Annotated in this window: 13 protein-coding genes; 8 read left to right on the forward strand and 5 right to left on the reverse strand. The window is 75.3% G+C overall.

The window, feature by feature from the left end; all coding sequences use genetic code 11:
- Positions 1-6: 6 nt before the first annotated feature.
- Positions 7-879: a 16S rRNA (adenine(1518)-N(6)/adenine(1519)-N(6))-dimethyltransferase RsmA gene (gene rsmA, locus HDA31_RS25210; protein WP_074477141.1), complete on the reverse strand. Its 873-nt coding sequence runs from the start codon at positions 877-879 to the stop codon at positions 7-9.
- Positions 876-1,790: a TatD family hydrolase gene (locus HDA31_RS25215; RefSeq protein ID WP_178063310.1), complete on the reverse strand. Its 915-nt coding sequence runs from the start codon at positions 1,788-1,790 to the stop codon at positions 876-878. Before HDA31_RS25215 ends, rsmA begins: the two co-directional genes overlap by 4 nt.
- A 148-nt stretch (positions 1,791-1,938) precedes the next feature.
- Between HDA31_RS25215 and HDA31_RS25220 the strand changes: the two genes are divergently transcribed.
- Together HDA31_RS25220 and HDA31_RS25225 are read left to right on the forward strand one after the other, a co-directional pair.
- Positions 1,939-3,186: a hypothetical protein gene (locus HDA31_RS25220; RefSeq protein ID WP_178063309.1), complete on the forward strand. Its 1,248-nt coding sequence runs from the start codon at positions 1,939-1,941 to the stop codon at positions 3,184-3,186.
- Between the two features lie 125 nt (positions 3,187-3,311).
- Positions 3,312-4,163 carry an alpha/beta fold hydrolase gene (locus HDA31_RS25225; RefSeq protein ID WP_178063308.1) on the forward strand — a complete coding sequence of 284 codons (852 nt, stop codon included), beginning with the start codon at positions 3,312-3,314 and terminating at the stop codon, positions 4,161-4,163.
- A gap of 129 nt (positions 4,164-4,292) precedes the next feature.
- On the opposite strand, the gene metG is transcribed toward HDA31_RS25225, so the two are convergent.
- On the reverse strand, positions 4,293-6,095 hold the full coding sequence (metG, locus tag HDA31_RS25230) for a methionine--tRNA ligase (RefSeq protein ID WP_178063307.1): 1,803 nt from the start codon (positions 6,093-6,095) through the stop codon (positions 4,293-4,295).
- Positions 6,096-6,595: 500 nt separating this feature from the next.
- Between metG and HDA31_RS25235 the strand changes: the two genes are divergently transcribed.
- Positions 6,596-7,432 carry a hypothetical protein gene (locus HDA31_RS25235; protein ID WP_246384378.1) on the forward strand — a complete coding sequence of 279 codons (837 nt, stop codon included), beginning with the start codon at positions 6,596-6,598 and terminating at the stop codon, positions 7,430-7,432.
- 132 nt (positions 7,433-7,564) lie between these two features.
- Here the strand turns inward: HDA31_RS25235 and rsmI are convergent, their stop codons facing one another.
- Positions 7,565-8,404, reverse strand: coding sequence for a 16S rRNA (cytidine(1402)-2'-O)-methyltransferase (gene rsmI / locus HDA31_RS25240; RefSeq protein ID WP_376701411.1), 840 nt, complete (start codon positions 8,402-8,404; stop codon positions 7,565-7,567).
- 92 nt (positions 8,405-8,496) lie between these two features.
- Here rsmI and HDA31_RS25245 point away from each other — a divergent pair, with 92 nt between their 5' ends.
- From HDA31_RS25245 to HDA31_RS25265, 5 genes are all read left to right on the forward strand, one after another.
- Positions 8,497-10,227, forward strand: a complete 1,731-nt coding sequence (locus tag HDA31_RS25245) for a dolichyl-phosphate-mannose--protein mannosyltransferase (protein WP_178063305.1) — start codon at positions 8,497-8,499, stop codon at positions 10,225-10,227.
- 360 nt (positions 10,228-10,587) lie between these two features.
- Positions 10,588-11,925, forward strand: coding sequence for a VWA domain-containing protein (locus tag HDA31_RS25250; RefSeq protein ID WP_178063304.1), 1,338 nt, complete (start codon positions 10,588-10,590; stop codon positions 11,923-11,925).
- A gap of 2 nt (positions 11,926-11,927) precedes the next feature.
- The gene (locus HDA31_RS25255) at positions 11,928-12,713 is read left to right on the forward strand and encodes a peptidase (protein ID WP_178063303.1); all 786 of its coding nucleotides are present in this window, start codon (positions 11,928-11,930) and stop codon (positions 12,711-12,713) included.
- Between the two features lie 140 nt (positions 12,714-12,853).
- Positions 12,854-13,513: a 4'-phosphopantetheinyl transferase family protein gene (locus tag HDA31_RS25260; protein WP_074477099.1), complete on the forward strand. Its 660-nt coding sequence runs from the start codon at positions 12,854-12,856 to the stop codon at positions 13,511-13,513.
- Positions 13,514-13,669: 156 nt separating this feature from the next.
- The gene (locus HDA31_RS25265) at positions 13,670-14,659 is read left to right on the forward strand and encodes a DUF4352 domain-containing protein (RefSeq protein ID WP_246384737.1); all 990 of its coding nucleotides are present in this window, start codon (positions 13,670-13,672) and stop codon (positions 14,657-14,659) included.
- 89 nt (positions 14,660-14,748) lie between these two features.
- Here HDA31_RS25265 and HDA31_RS25270 read toward each other — a convergent pair whose 3' ends face one another.
- Positions 14,749-15,249 (reverse strand): nuclear transport factor 2 family protein, encoded by a 501-nt coding sequence (locus tag HDA31_RS25270; protein WP_074477097.1) that lies wholly within the window; start codon positions 15,247-15,249, stop codon positions 14,749-14,751.
- Positions 15,250-15,253: the final 4 nt, after the last annotated feature.

The raw sequence follows: 15,253 nt of genomic DNA on the forward strand, positions 1-15,253 counted from the left end.
GCCAGCCTACTGCGCGGCCGGCGTGCCGGTCGGGGCCGACGCGGCGACGGCGGCGAACTGCTCGACGGTGAGTGACTCCCCGCGTGCGCCCGGGTCCACCCCGGCGGCGACGAGGGCGGCGGCGGCCCGGTCGGGGCCGCCGGCCCACCCGGCGAGGGCGGCCCGCAGGGTCTTGCGGCGCTGGGCGAACGCGGCGTCGACGACGGCGAAGACCCGTTCCCGGGGCACCTCCGGGCGGGGCGGCTCGCGGCGGGTGAAGGCGACCAGTCCGGAGTCGACGTTGGGCACCGGCCAGAACACGTTGGGCGGGACCCGGCCGGCGGCGCGGGCGTGCGCGTGCCAGGCGAGCTTGACCGACGGGATGCCGTACACCTTGGAGCCGGGGCCGGCGACGAGCCGGTCGGCGACCTCCTTCTGCACCATCACCAGGCCGTGCCGCAGGCTGGGCAGCGCGGCGAGCAGGTGCAGCACCACGGGCACGGCCACGTTGTACGGCAGGTTGGCCACCAGCGCGGTCGGCGCGGGGTCGGCCAGTTCTGCGGCGGTGACGCGCAGCGCGTCGGCGCGGTGCACGGTGAGCCGGTCGGCGTACGGGCCGGCGTGCCGCGCGGCGGTCTGCGGCAGCGCGGCGGCGAGCGTCGGGTCGATCTCGACGGCGTGGGTGTGCGCGGCGGCCGGGAGCAGGGCGAGGGTGAGCGAGCCGAGGCCGGGGCCGACCTCCAGGGCGACGTCGTCGGCGGTCAGCGCGGCGGCGGCGACGATGCGGCGCACGGTGTTGGGGTCGTGCACGAAGTTCTGGCCGAGCTTCTTGGTGGGGCTGACGCCGAGGCGGGCGGCGAGGTCCCGGATCTCCGCCGGGCCGAGCAGGCCGGGGGTCACCACGGGCCGAAGGCGCGTTCGCCGTTGGCCGACAGGGCGGCGCAGAGCGCGTCGAGGTCCGCGCCGGTGGTCTCGGCCAGCACGCGGACGGTGAGCGGGATCAGGTACGACGCGTTGGGCCGCCCCCGGTGCGGGGTGGGCGTGAGGTAGGGGGCGTCGGTCTCCACGAGGATCTGGTCGAGGGGGGTGAGCACGGCGGCCTCGCGCAGCGCGGCGGCGCTGGCGAAGGTGACGGTGCCGGCGAAGCTGAGCAGGTAGCCGCGGCGGACGCACTCGCGGGCGAAGTCGGCGTCGCCGGAGAAGCAGTGCAGCACGACGGTGTCCGGGGCGCCCTCGTCGTCGAGGATCCGCAGCACGTCGGCGTGGGCGTCGCGGTCGTGGACGACGAGGGCCTTGCCGTGCCGCTTGGCGATGTCGATGTGGGCGCGGAAGCTCGCCTCCTGCGCGGCGCGGCCCTCGTCGCCGGTGCGGAAGAAGTCCATTCCGGTCTCGCCGATGCCGCGCACCCGGTCGCGGGCGGCGAGGGCCTCGATGGCGCGCAGCGCCTCGTCGAGGTCGGCGAGGCGGGGCGCCTCGTTGGGGTGCAGCGCGACGGTGGCGAGCACCGCCGGGTAGCGGTCGGCGGCGTCGGCGCTCCATGCCGAGGACGCGACGTCGACGCCGACCTGGACGAGCCGGTCCACGCCGGCCTCGGCGGCGACCGCGACGGCCGCCGCGACGGGGTCGTCGGCGGTGGCGTTGCCGCCCGCCCCGCCGGCCGGCGCGCCGGCCTCGGTGACGGTGATGTCCAGGTGGGTGTGGCTGTCCGGCACGGGGCCGGGCAGCGGCTCGGGCGCGGGCGGGAACTCGCCGGCCCGGCGGGCGGCCCGCTGCCGGCGGGGTTCGGTCGACTCGGTCATCGCCGCCAGCATCACACACCGGCGGTCGGCCCGGTCCGCCGCCCAGGCCCCTCCGGGGTGTGCCGGCGCTGCGGCGGGCAGCGCGCCGACCAGGCGCCGGTCATCGGCCCGTCACCGGCCGTTCACTCGCCCGGAACGCGGCGGGCCTAGCGTCGCCGGAGTGAGCGTCGCCCCTCAGGCAAGTGGAGCCGCCGAAGCGCGGGCGGGGCTGCGCGTCACGTGCGGCGGCGTCACCTACCTGGCGGAGGCGATCGCCCGGGGCGCGGCGTACGAGCTGTTCAGCGCCGAGGAGGCACCCGGCTTCGAGTGGTCTCCCCGGCCGGGGGCGCCACTGCCGTGGCGGCGGTTCGCCCACGTCAGCGAGGTCGACGCGGTGCACGGCGCGGCCGAGCCGACCGAGGAGCCGGACGCGCCGCTGCTGGTGCCGTTGCACCGCGAGCGGGGCTGGCCGCAGGTGCAGCGGCTCAGCCAGCAGCCGGCCTCGGCCGGCGACCCGACGCTGGCGGCGGTGCGGGCGTCGGCGGTGGTCCGGCGGGGCACCCGCATGGTCAAGGTGCTCTCCGCGCGGCAGCTCGCCGGTTACGCCCGGGGCTGGCTGCCGCACGGCTTCTGCCACCGCGAGCACGACGTGGCGCACCTGCGTACCCCGGCGGCCCTGGCGGTGCTGCGCACCGACTCGCCGGGCGGCCGCGACGACCTGGAGGTGGCGTACGCGCTGCGCTGGCGGGCGGCGGACCCGGCGGACTACGTGCGGCCCGTCGGCGCGGAGCACCGGGGGTTGACGGCGCTGCCGCCCCGGGACCGGCTCGGCCCGTCGGTGCTGGGCACCGGGTTCGTGCCGAGCGAGGCGCAGCTGGTCCCGGAGTTCGTCACCCGGGACTTCGCCGACCTGCCGATGCCGGCCAACGCCACCCTGCTGGCCTACCCGCCGTCGGGCGAGGAGGTCGTGCTCTACAGCTACCAGGCCGAGCAGCGGGGCTGGCTGCGGATGGTCGGCCCGCAGTGGCGGCACCTGCTGGCCGGGGTGCCGGACCTCTCCCCCGACCAGGAGTGGCTGCCGACCGGGGAGGCGGCCCGGTCGACGCAGCTCGTCGGCGGGTACGCCGGCGCCGTGTACGAGGCCGTCGCCGACCTGCCCGGCGGGTTCCGGGTGCTGGCGATGACCCGGGCCGCCCGGTACCCGGTGGAGGCGGTGGCCCGCCGGTTGCGGCACGCCGCCTGGCGGGGCGTGCCCTGCCTGGTCCTGCGGGAGGAGGCGAGCTGGCTGCGGCTGCGGCTGACCCGGCCCGATCCGGACGCGGTGGCCGCGACCGGGGCGCAGTGCCAGGAACGGGGCGTCTACGAGGTGTGGGCCCCGGTGGCCGAGGTGACCGACGACCGGATGGTCGACGTGTCCTATCCGCTCTGACCGGGCGGTCCCGGCGGGGCGGTCGGTGCGGTCCCGGCGGCGCGGTCCCGGCGGGCCGGCATATCGGGGGGCGGGTCGGGAATGCGCGGGGCGTCCGACGACCCGACCCCGCACCGGGAGACGAGATGCCCTTCATGACCGTCGGCGCGGAGAACACCGCGCCCATCGACCTGTACTACGAGGACCACGGCGCCGGCCAGCCCATCGTGCTGATCCACGGCTTCCCGTTCAACGGGGCGACGTGGGAGAAGCAGACCAACGCGCTGCTCGCCGCCGGCTACCGGACCATCACGTACGACCGGCGGGGCTTCGGCAACTCCAGCCAGCCGGCCGCCGGCTACGACTACGACACGTTCGCGGCCGACCTGGACGTGCTGATGACCGAGCTGGACCTGCGCAACGCGATCCTGGTCGGGCACTCGATGGGCACCGGCGAGGTCACCCGCTACCTGGGCACGTACGGGTCGAACCGGGTGGACCGGGCGGTGCTGCTCGCCCCGATCGCGCCGTTCCTGCTGAAGACCCCGGACAACCCGCAGGGGGTGGACCGCAACCTCTTCGACGGCTTCCAGCAGGCGATCCTCGCCGACCGGTTCGCCTACCTCACCAGCTTCTGCGACAGCTTCTTCAACTACTCCGACAACAAGGGCAGGCTGGTCAGCGAGGAGGCGTACCGGGCGCACTGGGACATCGGCGCGCGGGCCTCGGCGATCGGCACGTACCAGAGCGTGGACGCCTGGCTGACCGACTTCCGGCCGGACCTGCCCCGGATCGACGTGCCGGTGCTGATCGTGCAGGGCGACCAGGACCAGGTCCTGCCGTACGCGGTGACCGGCCAGCGGTTGCAGCCGATGCTGCCCGACAGCCGGCTGGTGACGCTGAAGGGCGCGCCGCACGGCATCCCGTGGACCAACGCCGACGAGGTGAACCGGGCGATCCTGGAGTTCGTGGTGGCCCCGGCGATGGCGCGGCGCTGAGCCTGGCGGTTCTCGCGCCGGGCTGTCTCGCGCCGGGCCGTCCCGCGCCGAAACGGCGACTGGCGGTGTCCCGAGGTCGGGACGCCGCCAGGTCGCCGTCACTGCGGGACGGTCACGGGGCGGGTCGGGTCAGCCGGCGAGCCGGGCCAGCTCCTCCTCGACGATCGACGGGTCGAGCTTGCGGAACACCGGCTTCGGCGCGGCGAGCGGCCGGCCCGCCTCCAGCGGCACCGACTCCCAGCGCGCTCCGACCGTGTAGTCGCCGGTCAGCACCGGGTACGCGGGCCCGCCGTCGAGGTCGTCGACCTCCTCCAGCACCGGCATCGGGGCGTGCACGCCGGTGCCGCCGAGCAGCTCGTGGATCTGCTGCGCGGAGTGCGGCAGGAACGGCGTGAGCAGGGTGTTGGCGTCGCTGACCACCTGGAGCGCGACGTGCAGGATGGTGCCCATCCGGGGCTTGTCCGCCTCGGCCTTGAGCTTCCAGGGTGCCTGCTCCGACAGGTACTTGTTGGCCTCGGCGACGACCCGCATCGCCTCGCCGATGGCCTGCTTCTGCCGGTGCCGGCCGATCAGGTCGCCGACGGTGTCGAAGCCGGCGCGGGCGGTGGCCAGCAGCGCCTCGTCGGCCTCGGTGAGCCCGGCCGGGTCGACCGACGGGATCGCGCCGAAGTTCTTCGCCGCCATCGACACCGACCGGTTGACCAGGTTGCCCCAGCCGGCGACCAGCTCGTCGTTGTTGCGGCGGAGGAACTCGGCCCAGGTGAAGTCGGTGTCGTTGCTCTCCGGCCCGGCGACCGCGATGAAGTAGCGCAGCGCGTCCGCGTCGTAGCGTTCGAGGAAGTCGCGCACGTAGATGACGACCTTGCGGGACGAGGAGAACTTGCGGCCCTCCATCGTGAGGTATTCGCTGGAGACGACCTCGGTGGGCAGGTTGAGCCGGCCCAGCGCGCCGGGTTCGCCGTCGTGGTCGCCCGCGCCGGAGTATCCGCCGAGCAGCGCCGGCCAGATCACCGAGTGGAAGACGATGTTGTCCTTGCCCATGAAGTAGTAGCTGCGGGCGTCCTTGCCCTCGGCGTCGGCGGACCACCACCTGCGCCACGCCTCGGGGTCGCCGGTGCGGCGGGCCCACTCGATCGACGCCGACAGGTAGCCGATGACCGCGTCGAACCAGACGTAGATCCGCTTGTCCGGGCGGTCGCGCCAGTCGTCGAGGGGGATCGGCACGCCCCACTCCAGGTCCCGGGTGATGGCCCGGGGCTGGAGGTCGTCGAGGAGGTTCCGCGAGAACCGCAGCACGTTGGGCCGCCAGCCCTCCCGGCCGTCCAGCCACTCCCGCAGCGCGTCGGCGAGCGCGGGCAGGTCGAGGAAGAAGTGCTCGGTCTCGACGAACTCCGGCGCCTCACCGTTGATCTTGGACTTGGGGTTGATCAGGTCGACCGGGTCGAGCTGGTTGCCGCAGTTGTCGCACTGGTCGCCACGGGCGCTGTCGTAACCGCAGATGGGGCAGGTGCCCTCGATGTAGCGGTCGGGCAGGGTCCGGCCGGTCGACGGCGAGATCGCCCCGGTGGTCACCCTGGGCACGATGTAGCCGTTGCGGTGCAGGCCGGCGAACAGCTCCTGCACCACCGCGTAGTGGTTGCGGGTGGTGGTGCGGGTGAACAGGTCGTACGACAGCCCCAGCGCCCGCAGGTCCTCGGCGATCACCCGGTTGTAGCGGTCGGCCAGCTCGCGGGGGGTGACCCCCTCGGCGTCGGCCTGCACCTGGATCGGGGTGCCGTGCTCGTCGGTGCCCGAGACCATGAGCACGTCGTGGCCGGCCATCCGCATGTACCGGGCGAAGACGTCGGAGGGAACGCCGAAACCGGAGACGTGGCCGATGTGGCGCGGGCCGTTGGCGTACGGCCAGGCTACCGCCGCGAGAACGTGACTCATGACCAGCAAGCCTAGTGACCGGCGCGGGGCCACCGCGAACCAATAGGCCGGCTCGCCGCGACCGCACCGGGCCGGTCGCCCGATTTGTCGCCGACACGCGGCCTGACCTGCCCTGTCGCCTTCACCTGCCGGTGTCCAATGAAACCGTGACTGGCAGACGCGCCGCCCAGGGACACGAGGAGCCGCCCGGCGCAGCGGCGCCCGCCCCACCCGCGCAGGCAGGCCCGCCCACCCAGGCGGGCCCGCCAGGACAGCCCGGCGCGCCGGCCCAGCCTGGCCCACCCGCCCAGCCGGGCCCATTCGCTCAGCCTGGCCCACCCGGCCAGCCTGCCCCACCCGCTCAGCCTGGCCCGCCGGGACAGGCGGGCCCGATCGGCCAACCCGGCACGCCTGCCCAGGCGGGCCCACCCGGACAAGCCGGCCCACCGGCCCAGCCCGGCCCCGCCCCGCAGGCGGCCCCGACCGGCCAGCCCGGCCCGCCCACGCAGTCCGGCCCGCCGGTGTTGCCCGGGCAGGCGATGTTGCCCGGCCCGCCGGCGTTGCCCGGGCAGGCGGCCGGCCCCGACCAGCCGGTCGAGGTGGAGCCGACCACCGGAGCCCCGGTCGACGCGGTGCCGCGCCGGGTGCCGGTCCGCCAGCCCGGCGGCCGGCTCCGCCCGACGCCCGCCCCCGACGAGGACGCGTCGGGCGACGACGGGCTGTTCTGGGCCCCGATCGAACAGGTGCACTGGGACGGCACCCCCCTGCGCGAGGAACACGGCCGCCGACGCTGGTGGTGGCGACGAGCCGCCGACGCGGACCCCCGGGGAGAGGCCCGCCGACGGCGCGCCGACCGGCCCGCCCACCCGCCGGACCCGTGGCAGGGCCTCTCCGCCCTGCTGGCGCTCAGCCTGCTCGCCGCCTTCTTCGCCTGGGTGAGCGCCGGCCCGTTCTGGCTCGCCCTCGGGCACGCCACCACCGGCACCGTCGTGATCGGCGAGTGCACGGGCGCGGGACTGACCCAGCGCTGCCGGGGGGTCTTCACCGCCGAGGGCGAGCGGTTCATCGCCTTCGGGGTACGCGTCAGCGGGGTGCCCGCCGAGCGCGCCGCCGCCGGCTCGACCCTGACCGCCCGGATGACCGGCCCGTCGGGCGACACCGCGTACGCCGACACCGGCGCCGGCCGGCACCTGCGCTGGCTGCTCGGGCTGCTGCTGGTGCTGGCCTGCGGGGCGGGGATCGCCCGGTACACCGGCGCGGCCCGGCTGACCGACCGGCGGGCCCGTCGCTGGGCGGTGGCGATGGCGGTGGCCGGTCCGCTGGTGATCAGCGTCGGCTTCCTCGCCGCCGCCTGGTAGACGCCGCCCGCCCCGGCTGCGCTCGCCGCCCGGCCCCGCCGCCGCCCGCCCCGGCTGCGCGCGCCCCGCCCGCCGGTTAGGAAGGGGCCCTTCCTATACAGAAAGCGTTAACAAGGGGCCCTTCCTTACACCTCAGGCGTGGACGGTGGTGTAGACGTCGCGGCGGCGCAGGCCGTACGCGGTGGCGACCTCGGTGATCGCGTCGCGCCGGGACAGGCCGGCGGCCTCCCGCTCGGCGACGGCCGCGCGCAGCGTCTCGTCGTCGGGGCGCTGCGCGGCGGCCGGCGGCGCGCCGGCCACCACGAGGGTGATCTCGCCGCGCGGCTCGCGCTCGGCGGCCCAGGCGGCCAGCTCTCCGAGGGGGCGGCGGACCACCTCCTCGTACGTCTTGGTCAGCTCGCGGCAGAGCGCGGCCGGGCGGTCGACGCCGAACTCGGCGGCCAGGTCGGCGAGCGCGCCCGCGATGCGGTGCGGGGCCTCGAAGAGGACCAGGGTGCGTTCCTCGCCGGCCAGGGCGCGCAGCCGGGACCGCCGCGCGCCGGGGGTGCGGGGCAGGAAGCCCTCGAAGCAGAACCGGTCGCTGGGCAGGCCGGACAGGGCCAGGGCGGTGGTGACGGCGCTGGGCCCGGGGGCGGCGGTCACCGGGACCCCGGCGTCGAGGGCCCCCCGGACCAGCCGGTAGCCGGGGTCGGAGACGCTGGGCATCCCGCCGTCGGTGACCAGGGCGACGACGTATCCCTCGCGGAGGACCTCGACGAGTTCGGGGGTGCGCCGCTCCTCGTTGCCCTCGAAGTAGGAGACGATCCGGCCTCCGACGGTGACGTCGAGGTCGCGGGCCAGCCGGGTGAGCCGCCGGGTGTCCTCGGCGGCGACCACGTCGGCGGCGGCGAGCACCTCGCGGAACCGGGCGGACGCGTCGGACGGGTTGCCGAGCGGCGCGCCGAGGAGGATCAGGCGTCCGAATTCGGACATTTCACCCAAGAGATGCGCTCCTTCATCGACAGTTGTACCGATATCGGGGACGATGGACGCCACCGGGCACCTCCGCAGCCTACGATCGCTGCGTGACGAGTGCGTCGACAGCGCAGAGCGCGAGCGCGGGCCGGGCGGGATCGGAGCACGCCGGGTCCACCGGCGACGCGACCGAGGAGTCCGGGCCGCCCCCCACCCCCGACGGCGGCGGGGGCGTCCCCGCGATCGTGCGGCGGCGGCTCGCCACCATCGACGCCCGACTCGACGTCAACTCGTGGATCGCCACCGCCGTCGTGGTGGCGATCGCCGCGATCCTGCGCCTGGTCGGCCTCAGCTACCCCAAGGGCAAGATCTTCGACGAGATCTACTACGCCCGCGACGGCTGGGGGCTCGTCGACAAGGGCGTCGAGTGGAACTACAAGGACAACGGCCCGTCGTACGTGGTGCACCCGCCGCTGGGCAAGTGGCTCATCGGCCTGGGCGAGTGGGCGTTCGGCTACTCCGACGCCGAGCACAACATCTCCGTGCCCGGGCACCTGATGACGACCGCTCCGGAGTTCGGCTGGCGCTTCGGCGCGGCGCTGGCCGGGATCGTGTCGGTGCTGCTGCTGGTGCGCATCGGCCGCCGGCTGTTCCGCTCCACCACGCTCGGCTGCGCCGCCGGCCTGCTGCTCGCCCTCGACGGCTTCCACCTGGTGCTGTCCCGCACCGCCCTGCTCGACATCTTCCTGCTGCTGTTCGTGCTGGCCGCGTTCGGGGCGCTGGTCCTCGACCGGGACGCCCGGCGTCGCCGGTGGAGCCGGGCGCTGGACGCCGGCCTCGACCCCACCGCGCCCGGCCGCGCCGGCCGGCCCGCCGGCGGCTGGCGGAACTGGCCGTGGTGGCGGCTGGCCGCCGGGGTGCTGCTCGGCCTCGCCTGCGCGGTCAAGTGGAGCGCCCTCTACTTCCTGCCGGCCTTCGCGTTGCTGGCCCTGCTGTGGGAGGTCGGCGTCCGCCGCTCCGCGGGGGTGCGCCGGCCGTGGCGCGACGCGCTCCTCGACGAGCTGCCCTGGCTGGTGCTGGCCGGCGTCCTCATGGTCGTCGCCTACGTGGCGACCTGGTCGGGCTGGCTGCTGACCGACGACGGCTACTACCGCCTGGCCGCCCGGTACCCGAACGTGCCGGGCCTGAGCGACACCCCGATCATCGGGGCGCTGAACAACCTGTGGGAATACCACAAGGCGGCGTACGGCTTCCACAAGCAGCTCGACGACCCGCACAAATACCAGTCCTGGCCCTGGCAGTGGCTGCTGCTGGGCCGGCCGGTCGCCTTCCACTGGTCGGGCGAGGGGGCCTGCGGCGCGCCGAGCTGCGCCTCGGAGATCCTGCTGCTGGGCACGCCGCTGCTGTGGTGGTCGTTCCTGCCCGCCCTGTTCGGCGCGGCCTGGATCGGCCTCGCGCGGCGGGACTGGCGGGCCGGGGCGATCCTGCTCTGCGTGGCCGCCGGGCTGCTGCCCTGGTTCTGGTTCGCCTTCGACGGCCGGACGATGTTCTCCTTCTACACCGCGCCGGCCCTGCCGTTCCTGGTCCTCGCGGTCGTCTACGTGCTGGGCGCGATCGTCACCCCGGCCACCGACGGGGCGCGGGCCCCGGCCACCAGGGAGGCGGCCGCCGCCGGCGAGGACGAGGTGGCGGAGCGCCGGCTCGTGGGCGGCGTCATCGTGGGCGCGTACGTGCTGCTGGTGGCGATCTGCTTCGCGTACTTCTATCCGATCTTCGTGGGCAAGGTGCTGCCGTACGCGGAGTGGTCGGCCCGGATGTGGTTGGACGGCCGCTGGATCTGACGCCGGCGTCGGATATCGGACAACCGGGCCCCGAAGCGGGCCCGGTTGGCGGGCCTCCGGGGCGTGGGAAACGGTCCGGGACGCAAAGACGCGCGCCCCGATCGCCTGCCACGGGGGAAGCGGGCGATTGGGGCGCGCAATAGGAGCTTAACCACACGGCACCACCGGCACAACGGGTGGACTCGGGTCAGATTTCCGACGGAGCACACCAGCCTAATGGTTTACGCGGGGCAGCTAACCGTCAGTCATCCGGCGGGGACACATCGGGGTTTCCGGCCGCGCCCGCCGCCGATCCGCCCCGGCCCGGCGCGCCCGAGGGCCGCCTGAGCCTCCAAAGTGGATCTCACTACACTCGCCCCGGTGATCAACAAGAGACGATGGACAACCGTCTTCCGCGGACTGCTGGCGGCAACCGTCCTGGTCGGTCCGGCGGTCGCGCTGGGTGGTCCCGCACCGGCGCGGGCCGACGAGGAGAACCCCGTCGTCGAGCCGCCCCGGGTCGAGCTGGTGCTCGACGTCAGCGGCTCGATGCGGGCCCGGGACATCGACGGGCGCAGCCGGATCTCGGTGGCGCAGCAGGCGTTCAACGAGGTCGTGGACGCGCTGCCCGAGGAGACCCAGCTCGGCATCCGGGTGCTCGGGGCCACCTACAAGGGCAAGGACAAGCAGGTGGGGTGCCAGGACACCCAGCAGATCGTGCCGGTCGGCCGGGTGGACCGGGCCCAGGCCAAGGCGGCCGTGGCCACCCTCCGGCCCACCGGGTTCACCCCGGTCGGGCTGGCGCTCCGCTCGGCCGCCGCCGACCTCGGCACCGGCGCCACCGCCCGCCGGATCGTGCTGATCACCGACGGCGAGGACACCTGCGCCCCGCCGGACCCGTGCGAGGTGGCCCGCGAGCTGGCCGCCCAGGGCACCAAGCTGGTGGTGGACACCCTCGGGCTCGCCCCCGACGAGAAGGTGCGCAGGCAGCTGCTCTGCATCGCCGGCGCCACCGGCGGGACGTACACGGCCGCGCAGAGCGCGGACGAGCTGACCGGCCGGATCAAGCAACTGGTGGACCGGGCCCGGGACACGTACACCGCCGCGCCGACCGTGGTGGGCGGCTCCGCCCGGTGCCCGGACGCGCCGCTGCTCGCCCCCGGCGTCTACACCGACCGGGAGCAGTTCTCCGAGCACCGCTGGTACCGGGTCCCGGTGCGCCCGGGTCAGGAGCTGCGGGCCTCGGTGAGCATCGCGCTGGACCGCCCGGTGAACCCCGACCACGCGGTGCTGCTGCGCGCGACCGCCCCCGACGGCCGGGAGCTGGTGCGGGGCGTGGACGCCGGCAGCGGTCGCACCGACGTGGTCTCCGCCGGCCTGCGCTGGTCGGCCGCCGCCGACGACGACGTGGACGCCGACGCCGACGGCGACGGCGACGGGGACGGGGAGACGCCGGGTCCGGCGGCCGGCGACGCCGCCCCGACCACCGTCTGCCTGGTGGTCAGCAACGCGTTCGCGCCGCGCCCCGGCACCCGGGCCGCCCCGGGGATGCCGATCGAGCTGACCGTCGACGTGGTCGCCTCGTCGCCGGACCCGGGCGGGCCGGACCTGGGCCGGGGCTGGGTGCTGTTGCTGCTGCTGACCCTGGCCGGCCTGGTCACCGGGCTCGTCGCCGGGCTGCTCACCCGCTGGTGGGTCGCCACCTGGAGGGAGAACTGACGATGCGTACCCCGTTGATCCGGTCCTCGGCGGCGCTGGTCGCCGCCGCCGCGCTGACGCTCCCGGCCGCCCCCGCGCTGGCCGCGCCCACCCCCTCGCCCGGTGCCGCCACGGTCACCAAGGCCGGCACCTCGTTCCTGACCGCCACGTCGATCACCGCCGGCCAGCCGGTCCGGGTCGGCGCGTCCACCAGCGACTACCTCTACTGGTCGTTCCCGGCCAGCGCCGGGCAGATCCACGACATCGCGGCGACGGTCACCTTCCCGAAGGGCCGCACCGGCGACTCCACCTGGACGGTCGAGGTCTTCGACGGCCTGCGCCGCCGCCAGGCGTGCACGGCGGGGGCGCAGACCCCGACGGCCGGGGCGTCGGCGACGAGCGTGGCGCTGGGCTGCACCCTGCGCCGGGTCCGGTCGTGGGCCGAGCCGTGGTCGGCCGACCCGCTGCCCGGCACGTACTTCGTGCGGCTCTCCGTCGTGGAGCTGCCGGAGCCGGACCTCGGCCTGCCGGTCGACGTGGACCTGCTGGTCGCCGAGGTCGGCGACGGCGACGCCCCCGCCGACGACGGGGAGCTGAAGGCCCCGCTGGTGCCCAACACGAAGGCCGGGACGGTGCTGACCGGGGACCCGGCGGCGGCCCCGGCCGACGAGGAGGACGACGGGAGCCTCCTCACCGGCTGGCTGCCGGACCTGTCGTCGCGGTGGGTCTGGACCGCGGTCGGCGGGGTGCTCGCGGCGGTGGCCGGCGTCGTCGGCTTCGCGCTGACCCGCCGCCCCCGCCGGCCCTGACCCCGCCGTGGCCCGTGGGGCCGGCGCGCTCCGGCCGCCGGTCCCACGGGCCACCGGCGCGGGGGCGGGTGCGGTACGTTCGACGGCGATGAGCGGCGTGCGGGGCGGCCGGGGCCGCGACGGGAGCGGCGGGGGCTGCGATGCGTGACCTGCTGCCGCCCGAGGTCGCGGTGGCCGTCGCCGGTGGGGACGACTGGGACGGCGAGCTGCTGCCCGCCGAGCGGGCCTGCCTGAGCGAGCGGGCGGTCGAGCGCCGACGGCGCGACTTCACCGCCGGCCGGGTCTGCGCCCGGCGGGCGCTCGCCGGCCTCGGCGTCCCGGCCGTCGCGGTGCCCGCCGCGCCGGACCGCGCCCCGGTCTGGCCGCCCGGGGTGGTCGGGACCATCACCCACACGCCGGGCTACTGCGCCGCCGCCGTGGCCCGCGCCGACGAGATCCGGTCGGTCGGCATGGACGCGGAGCTGCGGGACCGGGAGCTCAACCCGGGGGTACGCCGGCTGGTCGGCCTGCCCGAGGAGTGGGCCGACTGCGCCCGGCTCCCCGCCACCGCGCCCTGGGCGGCCGTGTTGTTCAGCGCCAAGGAGACCATCTACAAGGTGTGGCACCCGGTCGTCGGCACGTGGCTGGGCTTCCACGACGCCCGCGTCGAGCTGGACCCGGACTCCGGCCTGTTCACGGCCCGGATCTCCCCCGCCCGGCTGGACGCGGCCCCGGTGCCCGATCCGCCCGCGACGGTCACCGGGCGGTTCGCGGTCGACGCCGACGTGGTCCGTACCGCGGCCATCCTGTTACCCCGCTGAGACGGTCGGGGTGATCCCCGACTTGGGCAGGAGCGATACCGTCAGGGCGTTCGAGATCGCGATGAGGTGCCGAGGAGTACGGTGAGCCACCCCCAGGACCCATACGGGCCGCCGCAAGACCCCTACCAGCCGAACCAGGATCCAGCGACGACACCCGTGCCCCCGTGGCCGGCCGATCCGACCGCCCCGCCGCCCCTGCCGCCGACCACCGCCCAGCCACCGGTCTCGGGCGCGCCGTACCCGCCGCCGCCGGTCTCGGGCGCGCCCTATCCGCCGCCGGTGTCCGGCGCGCCGTACCAGCCGACGTCGGGTACCCCGTACCAGCCGACGTCCGGTGCGCCGTACCCGCCGCCGGGTGGGTTCACGCCGCCGCCCACCCCCGACCCGACGTACCAGCCGGGCGTGGAGGCGGCCTACCCGCCGCCGCCGGGTCCGGCCTACCCGCCGCCGCCCGGCGGGGCGTACCCGCCCGGCCCGGGCTACGCGCCGGGCCCGGGTTACCCGCTCGGCCCGCCGATGGGGGCCAAGAAGAGCAGCAAGAAGCCGATCGTCATCATCGTGGTCGTCGCGGTGGTGCTCGCGCTGCTCTGCTGCGTCGGCGGCATCGTGGCGCTGATCGCCTCGGCCAACGAGGCGGCGAAGGAGGCCGAGCGGCAGTTCCCGGCCCCGCCCCGGGTCACCACCGCGCCGAGCGGCCTGCCGAGCGCCGGCCCGACCTCCTCGTCGTCGTCCGACCCGGCCGACGGGGAGACCTTCAACATGAAGGCCGGCGAGACCCTGATCATCAACGACGAGGACGGCACCCTGGAGATCACGGTGCTGCGGTTCCGCACCTCGACGAAGGGCTGCAAGTCGTACTCGCCCGACCCCGACAAGGGGCTCTACCTGATCGCGGACGTCACCGCGACGGTGAAGAAGGGCAACATGTCGATCAACCCGTTCTACTTCCAGTGGGTAGCCGAGGACGGCACCACCGCGAACGGGATCGCCGGCGCGCTGGCCGGCTGCGGCGACCTGCTCGACTCCGGGGTCAACCTGCGGGAGGGCAGCAAGCGCACGGGCAGCGTCACCTTCGACGTGGCGAACAAGAACGGCGCGCTGGAATACCGGCACAAGCTGGAGACCGCCGGCTCCTGGAAGCCGTAGCCGCACCACCTCGCGTACGTGGGGGCCGGTCCGCCGCCGCGGGCCGGCCCCCCGTCCGTCCCCACCCAGCGGGGTGGCGGGCCGACCGGTCACCCCCGACCGGGGCCCGGCCCTTTCGGGCGGCGGCGTGCGGCGGGCCGCAGCAGGTCGACCAGGCCACGCCAGGCGTGCCCGATCGTCAGCCCGGCCCGGATGGTCGCCAGGGGGTTCCAGAAGTCCCGGAAGTGGACGATCCGCCCGTCCCGGAACCGGACCACCGAGATGTAGACCTGGTGGAACGGTCGACCGGTGACGACACCCCGGCCGTCACCCACGAACTCGGCGACCACCAGCTCCGGGTCGGTGGTCTCGTGGAAGGTCAGGCCGGAGAAGCGCACGTCGAACTGCTTCGGGAAGTCCTTCATGTGCTCGTACAGCTCCCGGTGGCCGGTGAACCGCGCGGGGATGCCCGGCAGGGGGTAGGGAAACTCCAGCACCCCCTCGGGGTCGAACAGCTCCACCCACTCGGTGATCCGGCCCTCGGAGATCAACTCCAGATTGCGGGCGAACAGGGCCTGGGCCTGGGTCCGGGCCTGCTGGTCGGCGTCCATGCTG

The sequence above is a fragment of the Micromonospora carbonacea genome (assembly GCF_014205165.1).
Taxonomy (GTDB): Bacteria; Actinomycetota; Actinomycetes; order Mycobacteriales; family Micromonosporaceae; genus Micromonospora; species Micromonospora carbonacea.

What these genes read in the sequence shown, in the direction of transcription:
- HDA31_RS25225 (WP_178063308.1), top strand. Translation starts at nt 3,312, where the DNA reads ATGCCCTTCATGACCGTCGGCGCGGAGAACACCGCGCCCATCGACCTG.
- metG (WP_178063307.1), bottom strand. Translation starts at nt 6,095, where the DNA reads ATGAGTCACGTTCTCGCGGCGGTAGCCTGGCCGTACGCCAACGGCCCG.
- rsmI (WP_376701411.1), bottom strand. Translation starts at nt 8,404, where the DNA reads ATGTCCGAATTCGGACGCCTGATCCTCCTCGGCGCGCCGCTCGGCAAC.
- HDA31_RS25215 (WP_178063310.1), bottom strand. Translation starts at nt 1,790, where the DNA reads ATGCTGGCGGCGATGACCGAGTCGACCGAACCCCGCCGGCAGCGGGCC.
- HDA31_RS25270 (WP_074477097.1), bottom strand. Translation starts at nt 15,249, where the DNA reads ATGGACGCCGACCAGCAGGCCCGGACCCAGGCCCAGGCCCTGTTCGCC.
- HDA31_RS25255 (WP_178063303.1), top strand. Translation starts at nt 11,928, where the DNA reads ATGCGTACCCCGTTGATCCGGTCCTCGGCGGCGCTGGTCGCCGCCGCC.
- HDA31_RS25260 (WP_074477099.1), top strand. Translation starts at nt 12,854, where the DNA reads ATGCGTGACCTGCTGCCGCCCGAGGTCGCGGTGGCCGTCGCCGGTGGG.